Below are 17,030 nucleotides of genomic sequence, written 5' to 3' on the forward strand. Positions count from 1 at the left end.
GTATCAGCCGGTGTCGCTGACTCTCCTCCCGTCCACCCCGGTACCGGCCGGTATCGGGTCGCCCGGAATACGTGAACGTTACGCCCTCTGTTCGTCGTCGATACCGACGCGATCGAGATTGTTGTGACCGCATTACGCTCGTTCGGGCTGCATTACAATTGCCCGCTCGATCGATCCAACAGGTCGACGGTTGCCACCGACTCCCCCTGTCGGTCGTTCGCGAGTACCGCCGTCGTGACGTTCCATTCGAATGAGTAGACAGGACCACATCGTTCACGGATTCAAGGCAACGCTCGTCGCTCGAGCCGTCTACATGCTCTCGAGCGCACTATTGATGTTTCTCCTCGCGCGATACCTGCTCGAGCCCGACGGCTACGGTGCACTCTACTGGGCGATCGGCATCCTCGCGATCGTCCAGCTGTTCGCGGATCTCGGCCTGGGCAAGTCCGCCGCGCGGTACATCTCGGAGTATCGCGAGGCGGATCCGGGACAGGTGCCGCACCTGATTCGAACGACGATCGCGTTCAAACTCGTCGTGATCTCGATCGTGGTGACCCTGCTGTTCGTCTTCCACGAACGGATCGCGATCCTGTTGCGCGATCCGGAGGTCGCGCCGTTTCTTGCGGCCGGGGTGCTCTACGTCGTCGTCTTCTCGTTTAGCACCTTTACGCAGATCGCGTTCCAGGGGTTCAACCACCTCGGCTACAGTGCGACCATCAAGGCGATCAGCGGGGCCGGACGACTGGTCTTCGCGGTCGCCTTCGTCCTGCTCGGGCTGGGTGCAATCGGCGCGTTTTTCGGTTACATCGTGGGCTACGCGATCGCGGCTGCAGTCGGCATGACGATCCTCTATCTCGAGTTTTATCGCGAGTACGAGCCGGCTACCGAGTACGAGGCTGGCCTCTCGCGGCGGCTGCTCGAGTACAGCGTCCCGCTGACGGCGACGCGGAGCGCCAACGTCATCGACAAACGGATCGACGTCGTCCTCGTCGGCTTCTTCCTCTCGCCGGTTGCGGTCGCGTTCTACACCCTCGGGAAACAGATCACCGACTTCGTGCTCGCACCCGCGGAATCGCTCGGCTTCACCATCTCGCCGAACTTCGGCGAGCAGAAAGCGGCGGGCCAGCTCGATCAGGCACGGGACATCTACGAGACGTCGCTCGAGCAGACGATGCTGTTCTACATCCCCGCCGCGGTCGGCCTCGCGATCGTCGCCGATCCCTTCGTCACGATGGTCTTCGGCCCGGACTACAGCGGCGCGGTCCCGGTCCTGCAGATCCTCTGTGGTTTTATCGTCCTCATGGCGATCACGAACCTGACGAGCGACGGGCTGGACTATCTCGGCCGCGCTCGCTCGCGGGCGATCGCGAAGGGGGTGGCGTCGACCGCGAACTTCGGGCTGAACCTCGTGCTCATCCCGACGATCGGCGTCGTCGGGGCCGCCGCCGCGACGGTCGTGACCCACTCGTTCTACGTGGCGGTGAACCTCTACATCGTCCACAGCGAACTCTCCCTCCGCCTCGAACGCCTCGCGCGCCGGATCGGACTGATCTGTGTCATTACCGGCGTGATGGCGGTCGCCGTCCTGCTCGTGACCCCGCTGATTTCGAGTCCGGTGATGCTCGTCGCCGTGATCGGGGTCGGTGCGCTCACCTGGGCGGTCCTCGCCGTCGCGAGTGGCCTGGTCGATCCCCAGGAGGTCCGATCGGTCGTTACCTGATGGATTACTGACCGATCGCCGCAGAATACGGTGCTGGCCTTCGATCGAGTGTTAATACTTATCCGCACAGTCGTCGTCCACTACGTATGGCCGCCGATCCGGTTACCGTCGGGGTATTGAGCCTTCACACCAGCAAGGAAACGAAAGCGATACTCAACGCAGTCGAGGCTCTCGGCCACGACACCGAGTGGCTCCGGGCCGAGAACACCACGATCAGCGTCACGGACGGGAGCGTCGTGCTCGAACCCTCCGTCGACGTGATCGCGAACCGGATGTTGCTGTCGAACACCGAGCAGCCGTGTGAGGAACTCGGACTCGTGAACACGTTCTCCGGACTGGTCCCGATGCTCAACGAGCCCGGAGCAGTGCTGACGGCGGTCCACAAGCTCTCGACGGCGACGGCGCTGGCGGCGAACGACGTCCAGACGCCGAACGTCACCCTCTCGCTCAGCACCGAGGGACTCAACAGGGCGCGAGAGAACTACGGCGAAGAAGCCGTCTACAAGACGGCGATCGGCACGCATGGCGGCGGGACCTGGAAGATCGGTCCCGACGACCCGGTCAACGCGAAAGTCGGGAACAGGTACGCGTTCCTGCAGGAACTCATCGATCGCGACGACGAACGGCACCGCGACATCCGGGTCTACGTGGTGGACGGCAAAATCGTCGGCGCGATGTACCGGTACGCACCGGACAACGACTGGCGGACGAACGTCGCCCTGGGCGGGTCCGTCGAAAACGCGACGGACGATCTTCCGGAGGGGGCGCGCGAGATGGCGCGTCGCGCCGCCGACGCCGTCGGACTCGACTACGCGGGCGTCGACCTCGTCGAGAGCGACGAAGGGTGGTTCGTCCTCGAGGTGAACCCGACGGCGGGGTTCAAGGGGCTCTACCAGGCGACCGGGATCAGTCCCGCACCCGTCATCGCCAAACTCGCGATCGAACGCGCCGGCGGCGAGGTCGATCCAGAGCGCGTCGAGGAACTGACGACCGTCCTCGACGATTCGCAGCCGTCGGCACGGCCACCGGAGTCGACGATCGGCGACCAGGAACCGTCGGTAATCGGGTATACGGAGGAAGTCGTCCTCGCAGGGACCAGCGGCTCGAAGACTGTCGTCGCGAAGTCGGACACCGGCGCGACGCGGACGAGTATCGATACCAGCCTCGCGGCCGACATCGGTGCCGGCCCGATCAAGTCGATCACCCGGATCAGGTCCGGGAGCAGCAAGACGGCAAAGAGCAGGCCGGTCGTCGACGTCGTCGTCGGCGTCGGCGGCAACCAGCACACGGTCACGGCGAGCGTCGAGGACCGCGGCCACATGGACTACCCCGTCTTGCTCGGCCGCGACATCCTCGAGAACTACCAGGTCGACGTCAGTCGACGGATCGACGCGGACGCACCGGACACGCCCGAGGAAGAGGAGTAACACCCCGGCGGATCGGACCTCGGCAGCCGATCGGGATTTTCCCGGAAACGAACGGTAGTTTGTCGTTACTAAATCGAAGTGATCGAATCAGGAAACTACATTTGCGATCGATACAATCACATTCCTGTTTTCCACGTCACCGTTCACGGGAGAGACTATCCATGAGCGACGGCAATCCAAAATACGACCTCGGTGAGCCGAAGTCTCCGACCACGGACGCTGAGACCGATCGAGAGGCCCCGGTCACGAACTCCGGTGAACCGGTTCCCGACGACCAGAACTCCCGCAGCACCGGTCCCGAGGGGCCGCCGCTGAGGACGACTACACTACCTCGAGAAGATTGCCCAGTTCAACCGGGAACGCATCCCGGAGCGAGTCGTCCACGCGAAAGGTGGCGGCGCGTACGGGACGTTCACGGTCACAAACGACGAGATCATCGAGTACACGATGGCGGACATGTTCTCGGAGGAGGGCAAAGAGACCGACCTGGCCTTGGTGAAACCCGCAAGTCGTGAAAGGTTTCGACAGCGGCCGAATACAGCGTGCGAATCTATCACTGACAAATATTCATAATCCCGATAGATTGTTTGGGCTACAGCCAAGACTACTTTACCGAATTAGACATTCTTAACATGCGAAAGCAACAATTGGTTGACGATGAACAGGTCCAACCAAGATTGGTGGCCGGAACAGCTGAACTTGAAGGTCCTCGACCAGAACGCGCGCCAGGTCGATCCGATGGGCGAGGAGTTCGACTACGCCGAGGAGTTCGAGAAACTCGACCTCGAAGCCGTGAAGGCGGACATTGAAGAGGTGATGACGACGTCGCAGGACTGGTGGCCGGCTGACTACGGCCACTACGGGCCGCTTTTCATTCGGATGGCGTGGCACAGCGCCGGCACATACCGCACCAGCGATGGCCGCGGCGGCGCGTCCGGCGGTAGACAACGCTTTGCGCCCCTCAACAGTTGGCCCGACAATGCGAACCTCGACAAGGCGCGCCGCCTGCTCTGGCCGGTCAAACAGAAGTACGGCCGCAAACTCTCGTGGGCCGACCTGCTGGTCCTGGCCGGAAACGTCGCCATGGAGTCGATGGGATTCGAGACGTTCGGCTTCGCCGGCGGGCGCGAGGATGACTTTGCGCCCGACGAGTCCGTCGACTGGGGGCCCGAGGACGAGATGGAAGCGTCCGAGCGCTTCAGCGACGACGGGGAACTCCAGGAGGGGCTCGGTGCCACCGTGATGGGGCTCATCTACGTGAATCCGGAGGGGCCGGGCGGTGAGCCGGCTCCGCTCGCATCGGCGGAGAACATTCGAGAGTCGTTCGGGCGGATGGCGATGAACGACGAGGAAACGGTCGCGCTCATCGCCGGCGGACACACGTTCGGGAAAGTCCACGGTGCCGACTCCGGCGAGAACCTCGGCCCCGAGCCCGAGGCTGCTCCCATCGAGGAACAGGGCCTCGGCTGGGAGAGCGAGTACGGCTCCGGCAAAGGTCCCGACACGATCACCAGTGGCATAGAGGGTCCCTGGACCGATGCGCCAATCCAGTGGGACATGGGCTACATCGACAACCTGCTCGACTACGAGTGGGAGCCGGAGAAGGGTCCCGGCGGTGCGTGGCAGTGGGCGCCGAAGGACGAGGCTGCACATAACACCGTACCGGACGCTCACGATCCGTCGAAGAAGCGCACCCCCATGATGCTCACGACGGACATCGCCCTGAAGAAGGATCCGGACTATCGGGAGATTATAGAGCACTTCCAGGAGAACCCGGACGAGTTCCAAGAAGCCTTTGCGAAGGCGTGGTACAAGCTGATCCACCGCGACATGGGGCCGCCGTCTCGGTTCCTCGGCCCGGAGGTTCCCGACGAGGAAATGCTGTGGCAGGACCCCCTCCCAGACGTCGACCACAATCTGATCGGGGAGAAGGAGATCGCCGCCCTCGAGGAGGAGATCCTCGAATCGGAACTGTCCGTCTCCCAACTGGTCAAGACTGCCTGGGCGTCGGCATCGACGTACCGCGACAGCGACAAGCGCGGGGGCGCGAACGGGGCCCGCATTCGTCTCGAACCGCAGAAGAATTGGGAGGTGAACGAGCCCGAGCAGCTGGCGACCGTTCTGGAGACCCTGGAGGGAATCCAGGAGGAATTCAACAGCTCGCGGTCCGATGGGACGCGGGTCTCGCTCGCCGACCTGATCGTGCTGGGCGGCTGTGCAGCCGTCGAGCAGGCGGCGGCGGATGCCGGGTACGACGTGGAAGTGCCGTTCGAACCGGGACGGACAGACGCCTCGCAGGAACAGACCGATGTCGACTCGTTCGACGCGCTCAAACCGAACGCAGACGGGTTCCGGAACTACCTCGCGGACGGTGTCGACCGACCGGCGGAGGAGTTGCTGGTGGACAAGGCGGAACTGCTGAATCTGACGGCGCCCGAGATGACCGTTCTGGTCGGCGGCATGCGAGCGCTGGACGCGAACTACGAGCAGTCCGACCTCGGAGTCTTCACCGACCGGCCGGCGACGTTGACCAACGACTTTTTCGTGAACCTGCTCGACATGGCCACGGAGTGGGAAGCGTCCTCGGAATCCGAAAACGTGTACGAGGGGCGCGATCGTGAAACGGGCGAGGTCAAGTGGAGAGGGACCCGCGTAGACCTCATTTTCGGTTCACACTCCCGGCTTCGAGCCATCGCGGAAGTCTATGGGTGTGACGACGCAGAGGAGAAATTCGTGCGTGACTTTGTGGATGCGTGGGACAAGGTGATGAATCTCGATCGCTTCGATCTCGAGTGATTTCAGCCGAGAGCCTCCGGGTCGGTGGCCGCGTCCGACGTCTCGATGGAGTGTAGTCGCGGTCCCCAGTCCGGTCTCGCAAGTAAGCTCATCCACCGCTAAAGCGGTGGTCTTTCAGCGTGGATTCCCGCTCAGGCCGAATTGGTTCGAGAGACCTCCAGTCTCTCGTCATCACGAGACGACGAAGCCGTCTCGAACGACCTCGGCAGGAGGTTCGTGCTCTCAATTACTTCGAAGAAGTCGAGCAGTCGGCGTTCCGCCGGCCCACGTCGTCCCCGGCATCGGCCACAGCCCCGACGAGATGCTCCAGGGTCGCATCCCGTCCTACGACGACGCCCGCCGCTACCGCTTCGGCGTCAACTTCGAGGACATCCCGGTCAACCGGCCGAAAGACGCCGAGAATAAAGTCGCCGCTGTCGATCTCCGGGACTCCGACCGGTACGCCGCCCAGGAGCGCATTGACAACTACAAGCGACCTGGAAACCTCATCCGCGACGTGATGTCGGCCGAGGAGCGCGATCGGCTCGTCGGCGACATGACGGGCGTCTCCGACGAGACGATTCAGGCCCGACAGGTCGAGCACTTCTACGAGGCTGACCCCGAGACCGGTCACCGGATCGCCGAGAGCCTCGGCCTCGACATCGAGACCGTCGTTGACGACGACCTGCTCGTCGTCGAGGACGAGATCCCGGACGCCGGCGTCGTCGCCGATCTGCTCGAGTAACGGGGTCGTCTCGAGTCCCGTCGTTCGAATCGTCTCGCACTCGTGCTCCCCGCGTTGGGAAGCGATAGGCGTTCAGTCGCCCCGGATGACGATCTCGTCGCCCGTGACCTCTTCTATCTGTGCCGCTTCGATCGGATAGTCGTCGTCGCCGTGGCCGCCCCAGTCCAGTCGCGCCTTGAGCCGATCGGTCAATCCGGGCTGGGGATCGATGTACGCCGTCTGGCCTTCAACCTCTGCGACGATCCCGACAGTCTCGCCTCGTTCGTCGACCACGTCTTTCCCCTGATCGTCCTTCGAGAGTTCGATCGCCGCATCGCCGGCGGGGGTTCCGGGTTCGGTGTCGGCCATCGCTTCCGATTCGGCCGTAGCCATCTCCGATTCGGCGCCCCCGCCGGCCATCGTCTCCGTAGCCGTGTACTCTTCGACGTCGATGATCTCGCCCTCGAGCAGATCGCTTCCGATCACCTCGGACGTGATCAACTCGTCCTCTTCGAGGACGAACCGCAGCCGACGTTCCTCGGCGAGTTCCTCCTCGAGCGTTCGGCGCTCGATGAGTTCGCTCTGGACGGCGTCGCCTTCGGTGCGGTTGCTCCGGATGACCTCCTGTTCGAGGACCTCGTCCGGCGTGACGTCCGAGCGGACGACGTCGCTCTCGAGGATCGATCGCTGGACGCTCTCGAGTTCGATGTTCGTCTCGATCGTGTCGCTCTCGAGTTCGTCGTGTTGTTCGACGTCGACGTCGATCACGCGACTCTCGACGGTGTAGCGTTCGATTTCCTCGATCGTGTCGAGACGGGTCTCGTCGACGATCACCTGGATCGTCTCGTCGTCCAGGAACTCGGTCTCGACGACGTCCCGGCTCAGCAGTTCTGAGTCGACGATATCCCGTTCGACGACGTCCGACTCGACCACTTCGCTCTCGATCGTGTCCCGTTCGACGACTTCCGTCTCGACGACCTGCGTCTCGACGATTTCGGTCGTCACGGTCTCGCCCCGCCGCAGCGAGTCCTCGAATTCGTCCCGCCCGAGGTCGGCCCGCTCGAGCGCCCGGTCGCGCTCGACGAGTTCGAAGAAGCCCAGTCCCTCACCTTCGCCTGCTGTCTCTTCTTCGCGGTAGACGAACACCAGATCTTCGTCCTCGAACGTCTCGACGAACTCGTCCCAGGTGTACTCCTCGTGGTCCGCTCCGAGTTCGTCCCGGTGGGCGAACGAGTGCCCGTGGCCTTCGTCGTCGCGAACGGAGACGGGGACGGCGTCGCGCTCCTCGGCCCACTCTCTGATCCGCTCGGGGTCGGTGGTCATTCGTCGCTGGTTCGTTGCGTCCGCGTCGGTCGGCGGTGTATCGTTTGCCATCTCGTTAATTCCTGCACGATATCCGGCCTTCAGTCTGGGGCCTGCAATAGATCCGATCATCAGGTAATAGGGCCACTCCGTGGTGGTAGCATCGTATTTTTTGGCACCTGTTACGGCCAGCATACTCGGGGACGGAATTTCGGATTGTCCGGTCGGTTCGGGAGGTTCTCTCGGGGTTTCCGGAGACTGTAATCACCTATTATGCTGGCCGCTACGCTCGAGTCGAACCGATCGCGATCGGGAGCACTCGATCGTCGACAAACAACGTCCTTTTGATGGGTCGAACCTAGTCACTGCCACGATGGCCGATCCAGATCCCGCCGTTCGAGACGATCCGGAAGCCGCCCTCCGGGCAGATCCCGTGATGGCGGCCGTGATCGATCGTCGCGACCCCCATCCGCTCGAACCGGTCGAAAACGAGTACGAGCGCCTCTGCGTGTCGATCATCAACCAGCAGTTGTCGACGGCCAGCGCCGCAGCGGTGCGAAAGCGGGTCTTCGACGTCCTCGGGGGCGTGGTGACGCCCGAAACGGTCCTCGCAGCCCCCCGAGACGAGTTACTGGACGCTGGACTCTCCCGGACGAAAGTCGATTACGTCCGCAACGCGGCTCGCACGTTCCAGGAGCGCGACCTCACGCGCGAGGGACTCGCCGATCACACGAACGACGAGGTGATCGCCGAACTCACCCAGATCAAAGGCGTCGGCGCGTGGACCGCCCGGATGTACCTGATGTTCGTGCTCCAGCGGCCCAACGTGCTCCCGCTTGGCGATCTCGCGATTCGCCGCGGGATCGAACACCTGTACAACGAGGGCGAGGAGTTGACACGCGCGGAACTGCGGGAGATCGCCGAGCCGTGGCGACCGCACCGCAGTCTCGCGTCGCGATACATCTGGGCCGAGTACGAGGGCCAGTAACGACGTCGGCGCTACCCGACGGACCTGCCGGGTGTCCCCGACGTAACCGCTCACTCGAGGTGGTGATAGTCGAGTTCGTAGCCCTCCTCGAGTGCTTCGCGGACCGCCGCCGACGGTTCGCCGACGCCCCGGTGGGACGTCGAGAGCTCTCCGTCGTCGATCGAGACGAGGATGTTGACCCGCCACGACGGATTCGTCTCCGGAAAGTCGGTACGGTAGTGTGCCCCGCGGGACTCGCGTCGCTCGAGCGCGGCCCGGAGCATCGCCTCGGCGACGGTGAGGCTGAACGAGAGGTCGACGGCGTACTCGAACGATCGACTCGTCCGATCGCCGTCGACGCGGAGATCGGCCGTTCGAGCACGGATGTCGGCCAGTTCGTCGAGGCCGTTCCGGAGTCCCTCGGCGTCGCGCAGGATGCCGGCGGTCTCCCACAGGGCGTCGCCGAGGTCGTCGAGGAGTTCCCGCGGAGTGATGGTTCCGTCCGACGCCGCGAGGTCATCGAGTGCGCGGAACTCGCGTTCCGCGAGCGCTCGATGGCCGCCGGTGAGTTCCGGCTCGTCGTCTCCGTCGGTGACCTCGCTTGCGACGTGGTCGCCGACGTGCTTCCCGATCGCGACGGTCTCGGCCAGCGAGTTGCCGCCGAGCCGGTTCGCCCCGTGGACGCCCGCGACCGTCTCGCCGACGGCGTACAGTCCCTCGACCCCGGTCTCGCCGGTTCGGAAGTCGATTCCGACGCCGCCCATCGTGTAGTGGGCCGTGGGTGCGACCTCCATCGGTTCCTCGGTGATGTCGACGCCGAGGGAATCGAAACGTTCGACCATCGCCGGCAGCCGATCGCGGACGTACTCGGAATCGCGGTGGGAGATGTCGAGGTAGACCCCGCCGGTTTCGGTCCCGCGCCCCTCGCGGATCTCCTGGGCGATCGCTCGCGCGACCACGTCCCTGGCGTCGAGTTCCATCTGGTCCGGAGAGTACCGTTCCATGAACCGCTCACCGTCCGCGTTGTACAGCCGGCCGCCCTCGCCGCGGACCGCCTCGGTCACGAGTCGGCCGTCCCACTCCTCGCCGTACCGGTCGCCGACCATCCCCGTCGGGTGGAACTGGACGAACTCGAGATCCGCGAGCCGGGCACCCGCCTCGAGGGCGAGCGCCTGTCCGTCGCCGTTGTTCTCGTCGTCGCGCGAGGAGTGGCGGTGGTAGAGGGCCGAAAACCCGCCCGCCGCGAGCACGACGTGGTTCGTCCGGAACAGCATCCCCTGGCCGGTTTCCATGTCGAAACCGACCGCGCCGTCGATCCGGGTGCCATCCGAGAGTAGTCGCGTGATCATCACGTTGTCGCGGTACGGGACCTCGAGTTCCCGTGCACGATCGATCAGCGTTTCGAGCACGGCTTCACCGGTCCGATCGCCGACGAAACAGGTCCGCCGGTACGACTGTGCGCCGAAGTACCGCTGATTGATCGTCCCGTCGTCGGTCCGATCGAACGGCATCCCCCACTCGTCGAGTTCGCGGATCCGATCGGGCATCCCCTTCGCAGTCAGTTCGACGGCCTCGGGATCGTTGAGATGGTGGCCCTCGTTCAGCGTGTCCGCCGCGTGGATCGCCCAGTCGTCGTCGGGATCGAGCGACCCGAGCGCGGCGTTGATCCCGCCGGCCGCCCACGTCGTGTGCGCGTCGCCGTGGTCGCGTTTGCCGATCACGAGTGACTCGATCCCCGATTCCGCGAGTTCGATCGCGACTCGCGCCCCCGCCGCGCCGGCCCCGACGACGAGCACGGGGGTCGTGACGACGTCGTACTCCGGGCACCGATCGTCGACCACCGTGTCGGTCCCGTCCGCGGCATCGAGTCGACCCTCGACACCGCTGGCGTGGTCCCTCGTCGATGCTCGCCGGTCGGTTGGCGGGTTTCTTGTCATCGAAGTAACGTCGGGGCCGAACGGGTATAGGCAGCCTCCCAAACGACGCAGCTCCGTCTCGTTGGGGCTGCTGTCCCGACTTGAGGCCAGAATACACCATCCAGACGGTAGTAGCGGGTGAACGCAACCACCGGGACGGTGACCAGCAGCGAGTGGCCGATCGTTCGACCGACGGGCGTGACGCCTGCCTGGTACAGCGGTCGATCGATCTGGTCAGGGACGCCGCCCCGAAGACGGCGACCAGTGCGGGTGCGGGAGCGGGTGGCTCGCCGCGGACCCGCCGCGCGTATGCGGCGTAGCAGAGCGTACCCGACAACGGGATAGACCGATCGTCGCCGTCGGCTGGCTACTCGCTCGGCGGGCCGACCGGGAGCGACTGGCCGTCGCCGTCGCGATCGGCTACGGCGCACACCTCGCGACGGACGTCCCGTGGCACCTGCTCGCGGGCGACGCCGATGAACTCGGCATCCTCTTGTGGCCCGTGACGCCGATGCCGCCCTACAGCGGCGTGAAGTCGCTGGGGACGGCCCCGGACTCGGGCGTCGAGGCGACGGCGCTGTGGCTCGAGGTCGTCGTCTCCGTCTGCGGCGTCGGGCTCTGGTGGGTCGACGGCCGCCCGGGGATCGATCGACTCCGATCGGCGATCCCCTGAAAACGAGTCGGTGCGTCAGGCGTCGGGTTCGAGGTCCGCGTCGGGCGTCTCGGGCTCCACGTTCGCGAGACGCATCGCGTTGCCCGTCACGCCGAGGCTCATCCCCATGTCGCCGATGACGACCGCGTGGATCACCGTGACGAGTCCGAACGGCACGCCGGCCGCGAGTACGGCCTTGACGGCCAGACTCGCCCAGATGTTCTGCCGAATGACGTCGTTTGCTTCCCCCGAGAGTTCGTAGAGGTAGGGAAGCCGGGTGAGATCGTCGGCCATCAGGGCGACGTCGGCCGTCTCGAGCGCCGTGTCGGTTCCGGCCGCCCCCATCGCGATACCGACGCTCGCGGTCGCGAGCGCGGGCGCGTCGTTGATCCCGTCGCCGACCATCGCGACGCGGCCGTGGTCGCTGTCGTCGTTCGCATCCTCGTCCTCGAGTCGATCGATCCACTCGAGTTTCTCGTCCGGGAGCAACTCGGCGTGGTACTCGTCGATTCCCACTTCGTTCGCGATCGCGCGGGCGGTCCCCTCGTTGTCGCCGGTGAGCATCACCACGCGGACCCCCTGCTCCTGCAGTCGGGAGACGGCCCACTTCGCCTCGGGGCGGACGCGATCTGCCACGCCGACGACCCCGATCGGGCCGTCCTCGGTGCCGACGATCACGACGGTCTTGCCCTCCGATTCGAGGTCGGGGACGACCTCGGCGAGGACGTCCAGACAGCCCTCCCGATCGCACTGGGACTGTCCGTCGTAGCCCAGTTCCGCGAGGGATACCCCGCCGTCGGTGGTCGCGTGCGCGTGTTCGAGATCAGCCAGTCCGTCGAACAGGTCCGGCTTGCCGACGTAGTGGGTGGTCCCGTCGACCTCCGCGCGAACGCCCTTCCCCGTCAACGACTCGAAGTTCGAGACGTCCGGGTCGTCCATACCGACGTCACGTTCCTCGGCGTAGCTGACGATCGACTGGCCGATCGGGTGTTCGCTGCGCCGTTCGACGGCACTCGCTCGCCGAAGGACTGCTTCCTCGTCGGCCCCTTCGAGCGGGATGACGTCGGTCACCGAGAGGTCGCCCTCGGTCAGCGTCCCCGTCTTGTCCATCGCGAGGACGTCGCTCTCGTCGACCGCCTCGAGGTGGCGGCCACCCTTGATCAGCACTCCGTTGCGGGCGGCACTCGTGATCCCCGAGACCACGCTGACGGGCGTGGAGATGACGAACGCGCAGGGACAGGCGATGACGAGCAGCGTGAGACCCCGGAGGAACCACGTGTTCCACGACCACCCCGCGAGCAGCGGCGGCAGTACGGCCACGGCGACGGCGAGTGACACGACGATCGGCGTGTAGACGCTGGCGAACCGATCGACGAACTGCTCGCGCTCGGTCTTCTCTCGCTCGGCGTCCTCGACCATGCGGACGATCCGCGCGATCGTCGAGTCCTCGGCTTCGCTGGTCACCTCGACCTCGAGATACCCCGACTCGGGAATCGTCCCGGCATAGACCTCGTCGCCCACGGTCTTGTCGGCGGGGACGCTCTCCCCCGTGATCGGGGACTGGTCGATCGCGCTCTCACCCTCGCGCACGACGCCGTCCGCGGGGATCTTCTCGCCCGGTCGGACCACGACGACGTCGCCGGGATCGAGCGCGTCCGCGGGAACCGTCTCCTCGGTCCCGTCCTCGCCTTTGACGGTCGCCGTGTCCGGCGAGAGGTCCATCAGTTCCCGCAGCGAGTCGCGTGCACGGTCCATCGAGAACCGCTCGAGCAACTCGGCGGTACTGAACAGGACCGCGAGCGTGGCCCCCTCGAAGGGATGGTGGGCCGCCACCGACGCGATGATGCCGGTCGCCATCAGGAGGTCGATGTCGAGGCTCCGGTTTCGCGCCGAGTAGTAGCCGTTCCGCAGGATCGCCACCCCGGCGACGGCCGCGGCCGCGATGTACAGCAGTGCAGAGAGGTGATAGGTTCGGCCGATCACCGAGAACAGTGCCGGATCGGCGGCCGGCAGCAGGAACTCGAACACCAGTCCCGCGGTGACGAGGACGGCACCGACGCCCGTCGTGACGGCCCGTCGACTCCGCAAAATCGACTCCCCGCTTCCGATCCGGTCCCGGTCGCCGCCGATCGGCTCCGCGTCGTAGCCGGCGGCACCGATCGCATCGACGACCGCGTCGGCGTCCGTCTCGCCGGTCACGGAGACGGTGACCCGTCCCGACGCAGGCCTGGTCTCTATCTCGTCGACGCCGTCGGTCGATTCGAGGGCGTTTTCGACCTTGGTCGCACAGGACGGACAGTCCATCCCGGGGACCGCGACCGACAGTTCCGACGCGGCGTCGACGACCTCGTAGCCGGCGGCGCGAACGCGCTCGCGGATCTCGCGCTCGCTCGCGAGGGTGGAGTCGTACTCGACGACGAGGCGACCGCTCGTCACTTGCGGATCGAGTCCCTCGATTCCATCGAGTCGCTCGACGCTGTTCGTCACTTTACCCGCACAGGACGGACAGTCCATCTCCGGCACGCGCAACTCGAGGGTTCGACTCGAGTCCGCCGACCTGGAGGGCTCTGGGGTGGACTCGCTCATCACCCGATACTAGCGGCCGGGTCCCTATACAGATTATTTGGCGTGCGCCAACTCCGGGCGTTCGACACGGATCCGCTCAGAGCGTCGCCGCAAGCGTCTCGATCGACTCGTCCGCGTCGACGAACGCCGTCGCGAGGGCGGCCTCGGCGCGTCGAAGCCGATAGGAGAGCGTCGATCGGGGAACGTCCAGCCGATTCGCGAGGTCCGAGAGTTCGATCCGGCGGGGCGTCTCGTAGTACCCGTATTCGACGGCGGCCTGGAGCGCCGCTCGTTGTTCGGCGGGAAGCGCCTCGCCGGGATCGACGCTCCTGCGGTCGGGATCGAGTTCGGTCAGGCGAAGCACCTCCATCCCCGTACACTCGCCGACTTCCTCGCCGAGCGCGTCGAAGAAGTCGTGGACCGGCGCGTCGCTCGCGAGGACGATCCGCCAGCGGTAGCGCCGTCCCTCGCGGTAGGTCTCGAACAGCAGTCCCTCGCCGAGGTACTCCAGCGCGACGTGGGGAACCGAGGTGCAGACATCCGTCCGGTCCCAGTAGGTGTAGACGACCAGCGTCCCGTTCGAGCGATCGAGCACCTGCGTCTCGCAGTCCGCACCGCAATCGTCTTTCACGAGACAGTCCGCGCAGTAGTCGGCGTTCTCGTAGGCGCGCTCGAGCGCTTCGAGGGCCTCCGCGGATCCGGTCGCGTGGTCGACCCGCCAGAGGCTGTCGCTCGTGACGTGGCACGACAGCGATCGGACCGACGTGTCGGGATACTCCGCGAGCACGTCGGCGACCGGGTTCGTCCCCGATTCGTATTCGAGGGCGAAGACGAATTCTCTCATTGGTTCTCCGTAGGGCCTCACGTGACAAAGGGTTTCTCGATAGGCGGCGTAGATCCTCCCGATGGTCGCCCCGACAGTCGCGGCCCCACTCCGCGAGTTCTGGTCGTTCTATCGTCGCTATACGAGTACGGCGATCCACACCGCCGCGACCGCGGCGCTGACGATCTTCGGCATCCTCGTCTTCGTCGATCCGTGGTTCGCAGTGCTCGCGATCGGTTCGTACGTCCTCCCACCCATGGTGTTGTACGTCTTCGAGCCCAGTTTCGTGCCCGAGAAGCAATCCACGTCGCCGAACGGGAAGGAATCCGGCGAACCGGAGCGATCGGCCGCCGTTCGGGAGCACGCGACCGCCGCCGATCGGACCCCGACGAGTGGCGGGAACGGGGATACAGACACCGATCGGGACGATGGAGACACCGACACCGATCGAGATGACGGCGATACCGATTCGGACAGCGACGATGGCGATACCGATTCGGACAGCGACGGTGGGGACACGGATTCCGACAGTGACGAATGACGGAGCCCGAACGAGAGCGAGTTAGCTGTTGATGGTCGAGAGCGTGCTCGGCGGAAGCGTCGAGCACGCGATCCGGGGGAGGGCAGGTAGTTTCACTCACACTGTACCGCGAGCGAGCCCGCAGGGCGCGCGAGCGGGCCGACGTCCGATGTGGAGGCCCGCTCGGCGGGTCGGAACGGAGGAAGGAGGCTTTTCATCGAAGCTGAGCGGAGCGTAGTTCCGCGAGATCGTCTGCGCAAAGCGCCGACTGCAAGCGATCCCGGCGGAATCTTCCCGTCCGAAAGAGCGCTTCGCGCTCTGTTGAGGATTTTGCCGAGTGCGGTCGCCGTAGGCGACCGCACGCAGAACAGAAGTTGGTCTCTAGAAACCTTTCCCGAGCAGTTCGCGGGCGATGACGTTCTTCTGGATCTCGCTCGTACCCTCGTAGATCTGGGTGATCTTGGCGTCGCGGTAGAACCGTTCGACCGGGAAGTCGTTGACGTAGCCGGCGCCGCCGTGGATCTGGACGGCCTCGTTGGCGACGTCGACGGCGACGCGGGAGGCGTACTCCTTGGCCATCGAGGCGAGCTTGGTGATGTCGTTCTCCTGATCGACGTTCCAGGCGGACTTGTAGGTCAGGTTGCGCGCCGCCTCGGTCTCGGTCGCCATCTCGGCGAGTTTGTGCTGGATGGCCTGGAACTCGCTGATCGACTGCCCGAACTGTTCGCGGTCCTGGGCGTACTCTAGGGCGGCGCGGGTCGCTCCCTTCGCGATCCCGACGCCCTGCGCGGCGACCGCAGTACGAGTTTCGTCGAAGAACTGCATCTGCTGCATGAACGCGGCGTCGCGAGTACCGACGAGGTTCTCTTCTGGCACGCGCACGTCGTCGAAGACGAGTTCGGCGGTGTCGGAGGCCCGAATGCCGAGTTTGCCGGTGATCTTGTCGGCCGAGAACCCGTCGCGATCGGACTCGACGATGATCTGGCTGAAGCCGTTGTAGCGGCCCTCGGCGTCGGGGTTGGTCTTACAGAGAACGACGAAGAAGTCGCCGACGGTCCCGTTGGTGATCCACATCTTGTTGCCGTTGATCACCCACTCGTCGCCGTCTTTCTCGGCGCGCGTCGAGACGGAGGAGACGTCGGATCCGGTGTCCGGTTCGGAGATGGCGGCACCGGAGATCTTCTCGCCCCTGGCGACCGGTTCGAGGAAGCGCTCCTTCTGGTCTTCGGTCCCGAAGCGGAGCAGTGCTTCACAGCCGAAGGAGGTCGAGACGATCGACAACCCGATCCCGGGATCGTAGGAGAACAGTTCCTCCGTGATGATCGCGGTGTCGAGGATGGAGTAGCCGGCACCGCCGTACTCCATCGGGATGTAAGCGCCCGTCAGGCCCATTTCGGCGGCCTTGTCGATGACCTCGTGGGGGTACTTCTCTTCCTCGTCGTACTCCTCGGCGACGGGTTCGATCTCGTTCTCCGCGAATCGCTGCACTTCGTCCCGAATTTGCTGTTGTTCTTCGGTGAGCCCGAATTCCATAGACGTTCGTTACCATCCCACCGATAAAGTCCTTTGTAACCCGGAGTAAACAGAACTGCAGTTTTCTTTGCCGAATAGGGAAACGTTGAAACCGGTGCCGATAGCA

General features: G+C 65.0%; 12 protein-coding genes and 1 pseudogene. 8 read left to right on the forward strand and 5 right to left on the reverse strand.

Annotation, left to right across the window (positions count from 1 at the left end; all coding sequences use genetic code 11):
* Positions 1 to 250 precede the first annotated feature (250 nt).
* The 5 genes from MUG98_RS06370 to MUG98_RS25405 all read left to right on the forward strand — a co-directional run bounded on the left by MUG98_RS06370 (position 251) and on the right by MUG98_RS25405 (position 6,667).
* Positions 251 to 1,720, forward strand: coding sequence for an oligosaccharide flippase family protein (locus tag MUG98_RS06370; protein ID WP_265111308.1), 1,470 nt, complete (start codon positions 251 to 253; stop codon positions 1,718 to 1,720).
* 86 nt (positions 1,721 to 1,806) lie between these two features.
* Positions 1,807 to 3,147: a RimK family alpha-L-glutamate ligase gene (locus MUG98_RS06375; RefSeq protein ID WP_265111309.1), complete on the forward strand. Its 1,341-nt coding sequence runs from the start codon at positions 1,807 to 1,809 to the stop codon at positions 3,145 to 3,147.
* A gap of 363 nt (positions 3,148 to 3,510) precedes the next feature.
* The gene (locus tag MUG98_RS25240; protein WP_320443128.1) at positions 3,511 to 3,720 is read left to right on the forward strand and encodes a catalase; all 210 of its coding nucleotides are present in this window, start codon (positions 3,511 to 3,513) and stop codon (positions 3,718 to 3,720) included.
* A gap of 84 nt (positions 3,721 to 3,804) precedes the next feature.
* Complete coding sequence (katG, locus tag MUG98_RS06385) at positions 3,805 to 5,943, forward strand: catalase/peroxidase HPI (protein ID WP_265111310.1); 2,139 nt, start codon at positions 3,805 to 3,807, stop codon at positions 5,941 to 5,943.
* Positions 5,944 to 6,244: 301 nt separating this feature from the next.
* Positions 6,245 to 6,667 (forward strand): catalase-related domain-containing protein, encoded by a 423-nt coding sequence (locus MUG98_RS25405; RefSeq protein ID WP_425601079.1) that lies wholly within the window; start codon positions 6,245 to 6,247, stop codon positions 6,665 to 6,667.
* 72 nt (positions 6,668 to 6,739) lie between these two features.
* On the opposite strand, the gene MUG98_RS06400 is transcribed toward MUG98_RS25405, so the two are convergent.
* On the reverse strand, positions 6,740 to 8,020 hold the full coding sequence (locus MUG98_RS06400; protein ID WP_265111311.1) for a hypothetical protein: 1,281 nt from the start codon (positions 8,018 to 8,020) through the stop codon (positions 6,740 to 6,742).
* A gap of 301 nt (positions 8,021 to 8,321) precedes the next feature.
* Here MUG98_RS06400 and MUG98_RS06405 point away from each other — a divergent pair, with 301 nt between their 5' ends.
* Positions 8,322 to 8,936, forward strand: coding sequence for a DNA-3-methyladenine glycosylase family protein (locus tag MUG98_RS06405; RefSeq protein ID WP_265111312.1), 615 nt, complete (start codon positions 8,322 to 8,324; stop codon positions 8,934 to 8,936).
* Between the two features lie 50 nt (positions 8,937 to 8,986).
* Here the strand turns inward: MUG98_RS06405 and MUG98_RS06410 are convergent, their stop codons facing one another.
* Positions 8,987 to 10,852 (reverse strand): L-aspartate oxidase, encoded by a 1,866-nt coding sequence (locus MUG98_RS06410; RefSeq protein WP_265111313.1) that lies wholly within the window; start codon positions 10,850 to 10,852, stop codon positions 8,987 to 8,989.
* Between the two features lie 325 nt (positions 10,853 to 11,177).
* On the opposite strand from MUG98_RS06410, the pseudogene MUG98_RS06420 reads away from it, so the two are divergent.
* A pseudogene (locus MUG98_RS06420) lies at positions 11,178 to 11,504 on the forward strand (metal-dependent hydrolase); the annotation flags it as partial.
* Positions 11,505 to 11,519: 15 nt separating this feature from the next.
* Here the strand turns inward: MUG98_RS06420 and MUG98_RS06425 are convergent.
* Positions 11,520 to 14,069: a heavy metal translocating P-type ATPase gene (locus MUG98_RS06425; protein ID WP_265111314.1), complete on the reverse strand. Its 2,550-nt coding sequence runs from the start codon at positions 14,067 to 14,069 to the stop codon at positions 11,520 to 11,522.
* A 76-nt stretch (positions 14,070 to 14,145) separates the two neighbouring features.
* Entirely contained in the window at positions 14,146 to 14,892 is a 747-nt protein-coding gene (locus tag MUG98_RS06430; RefSeq protein WP_265111315.1) for a helix-turn-helix domain-containing protein, read from the reverse strand.
* Positions 14,893 to 14,953: 61 nt separating this feature from the next.
* Between MUG98_RS06430 and MUG98_RS06435 the strand changes: the two genes are divergently transcribed.
* Complete coding sequence (locus MUG98_RS06435; RefSeq protein ID WP_265111316.1) at positions 14,954 to 15,412, forward strand: hypothetical protein; 459 nt, start codon at positions 14,954 to 14,956, stop codon at positions 15,410 to 15,412.
* Positions 15,413 to 15,772: 360 nt separating this feature from the next.
* Here MUG98_RS06435 and MUG98_RS06440 read toward each other — a convergent pair whose 3' ends face one another.
* Positions 15,773 to 16,924 carry an acyl-CoA dehydrogenase family protein gene (locus tag MUG98_RS06440; protein ID WP_265111317.1) on the reverse strand — a complete coding sequence of 384 codons (1,152 nt, stop codon included), beginning with the start codon at positions 16,922 to 16,924 and terminating at the stop codon, positions 15,773 to 15,775.
* Positions 16,925 to 17,030: the final 106 nt, after the last annotated feature.

Origin of the sequence: Halosolutus halophilus, assembly GCF_022869805.1 — an archaeon.
Classification (GTDB): domain Archaea; phylum Halobacteriota; class Halobacteria; order Halobacteriales; family Natrialbaceae; genus Halosolutus; species Halosolutus halophilus.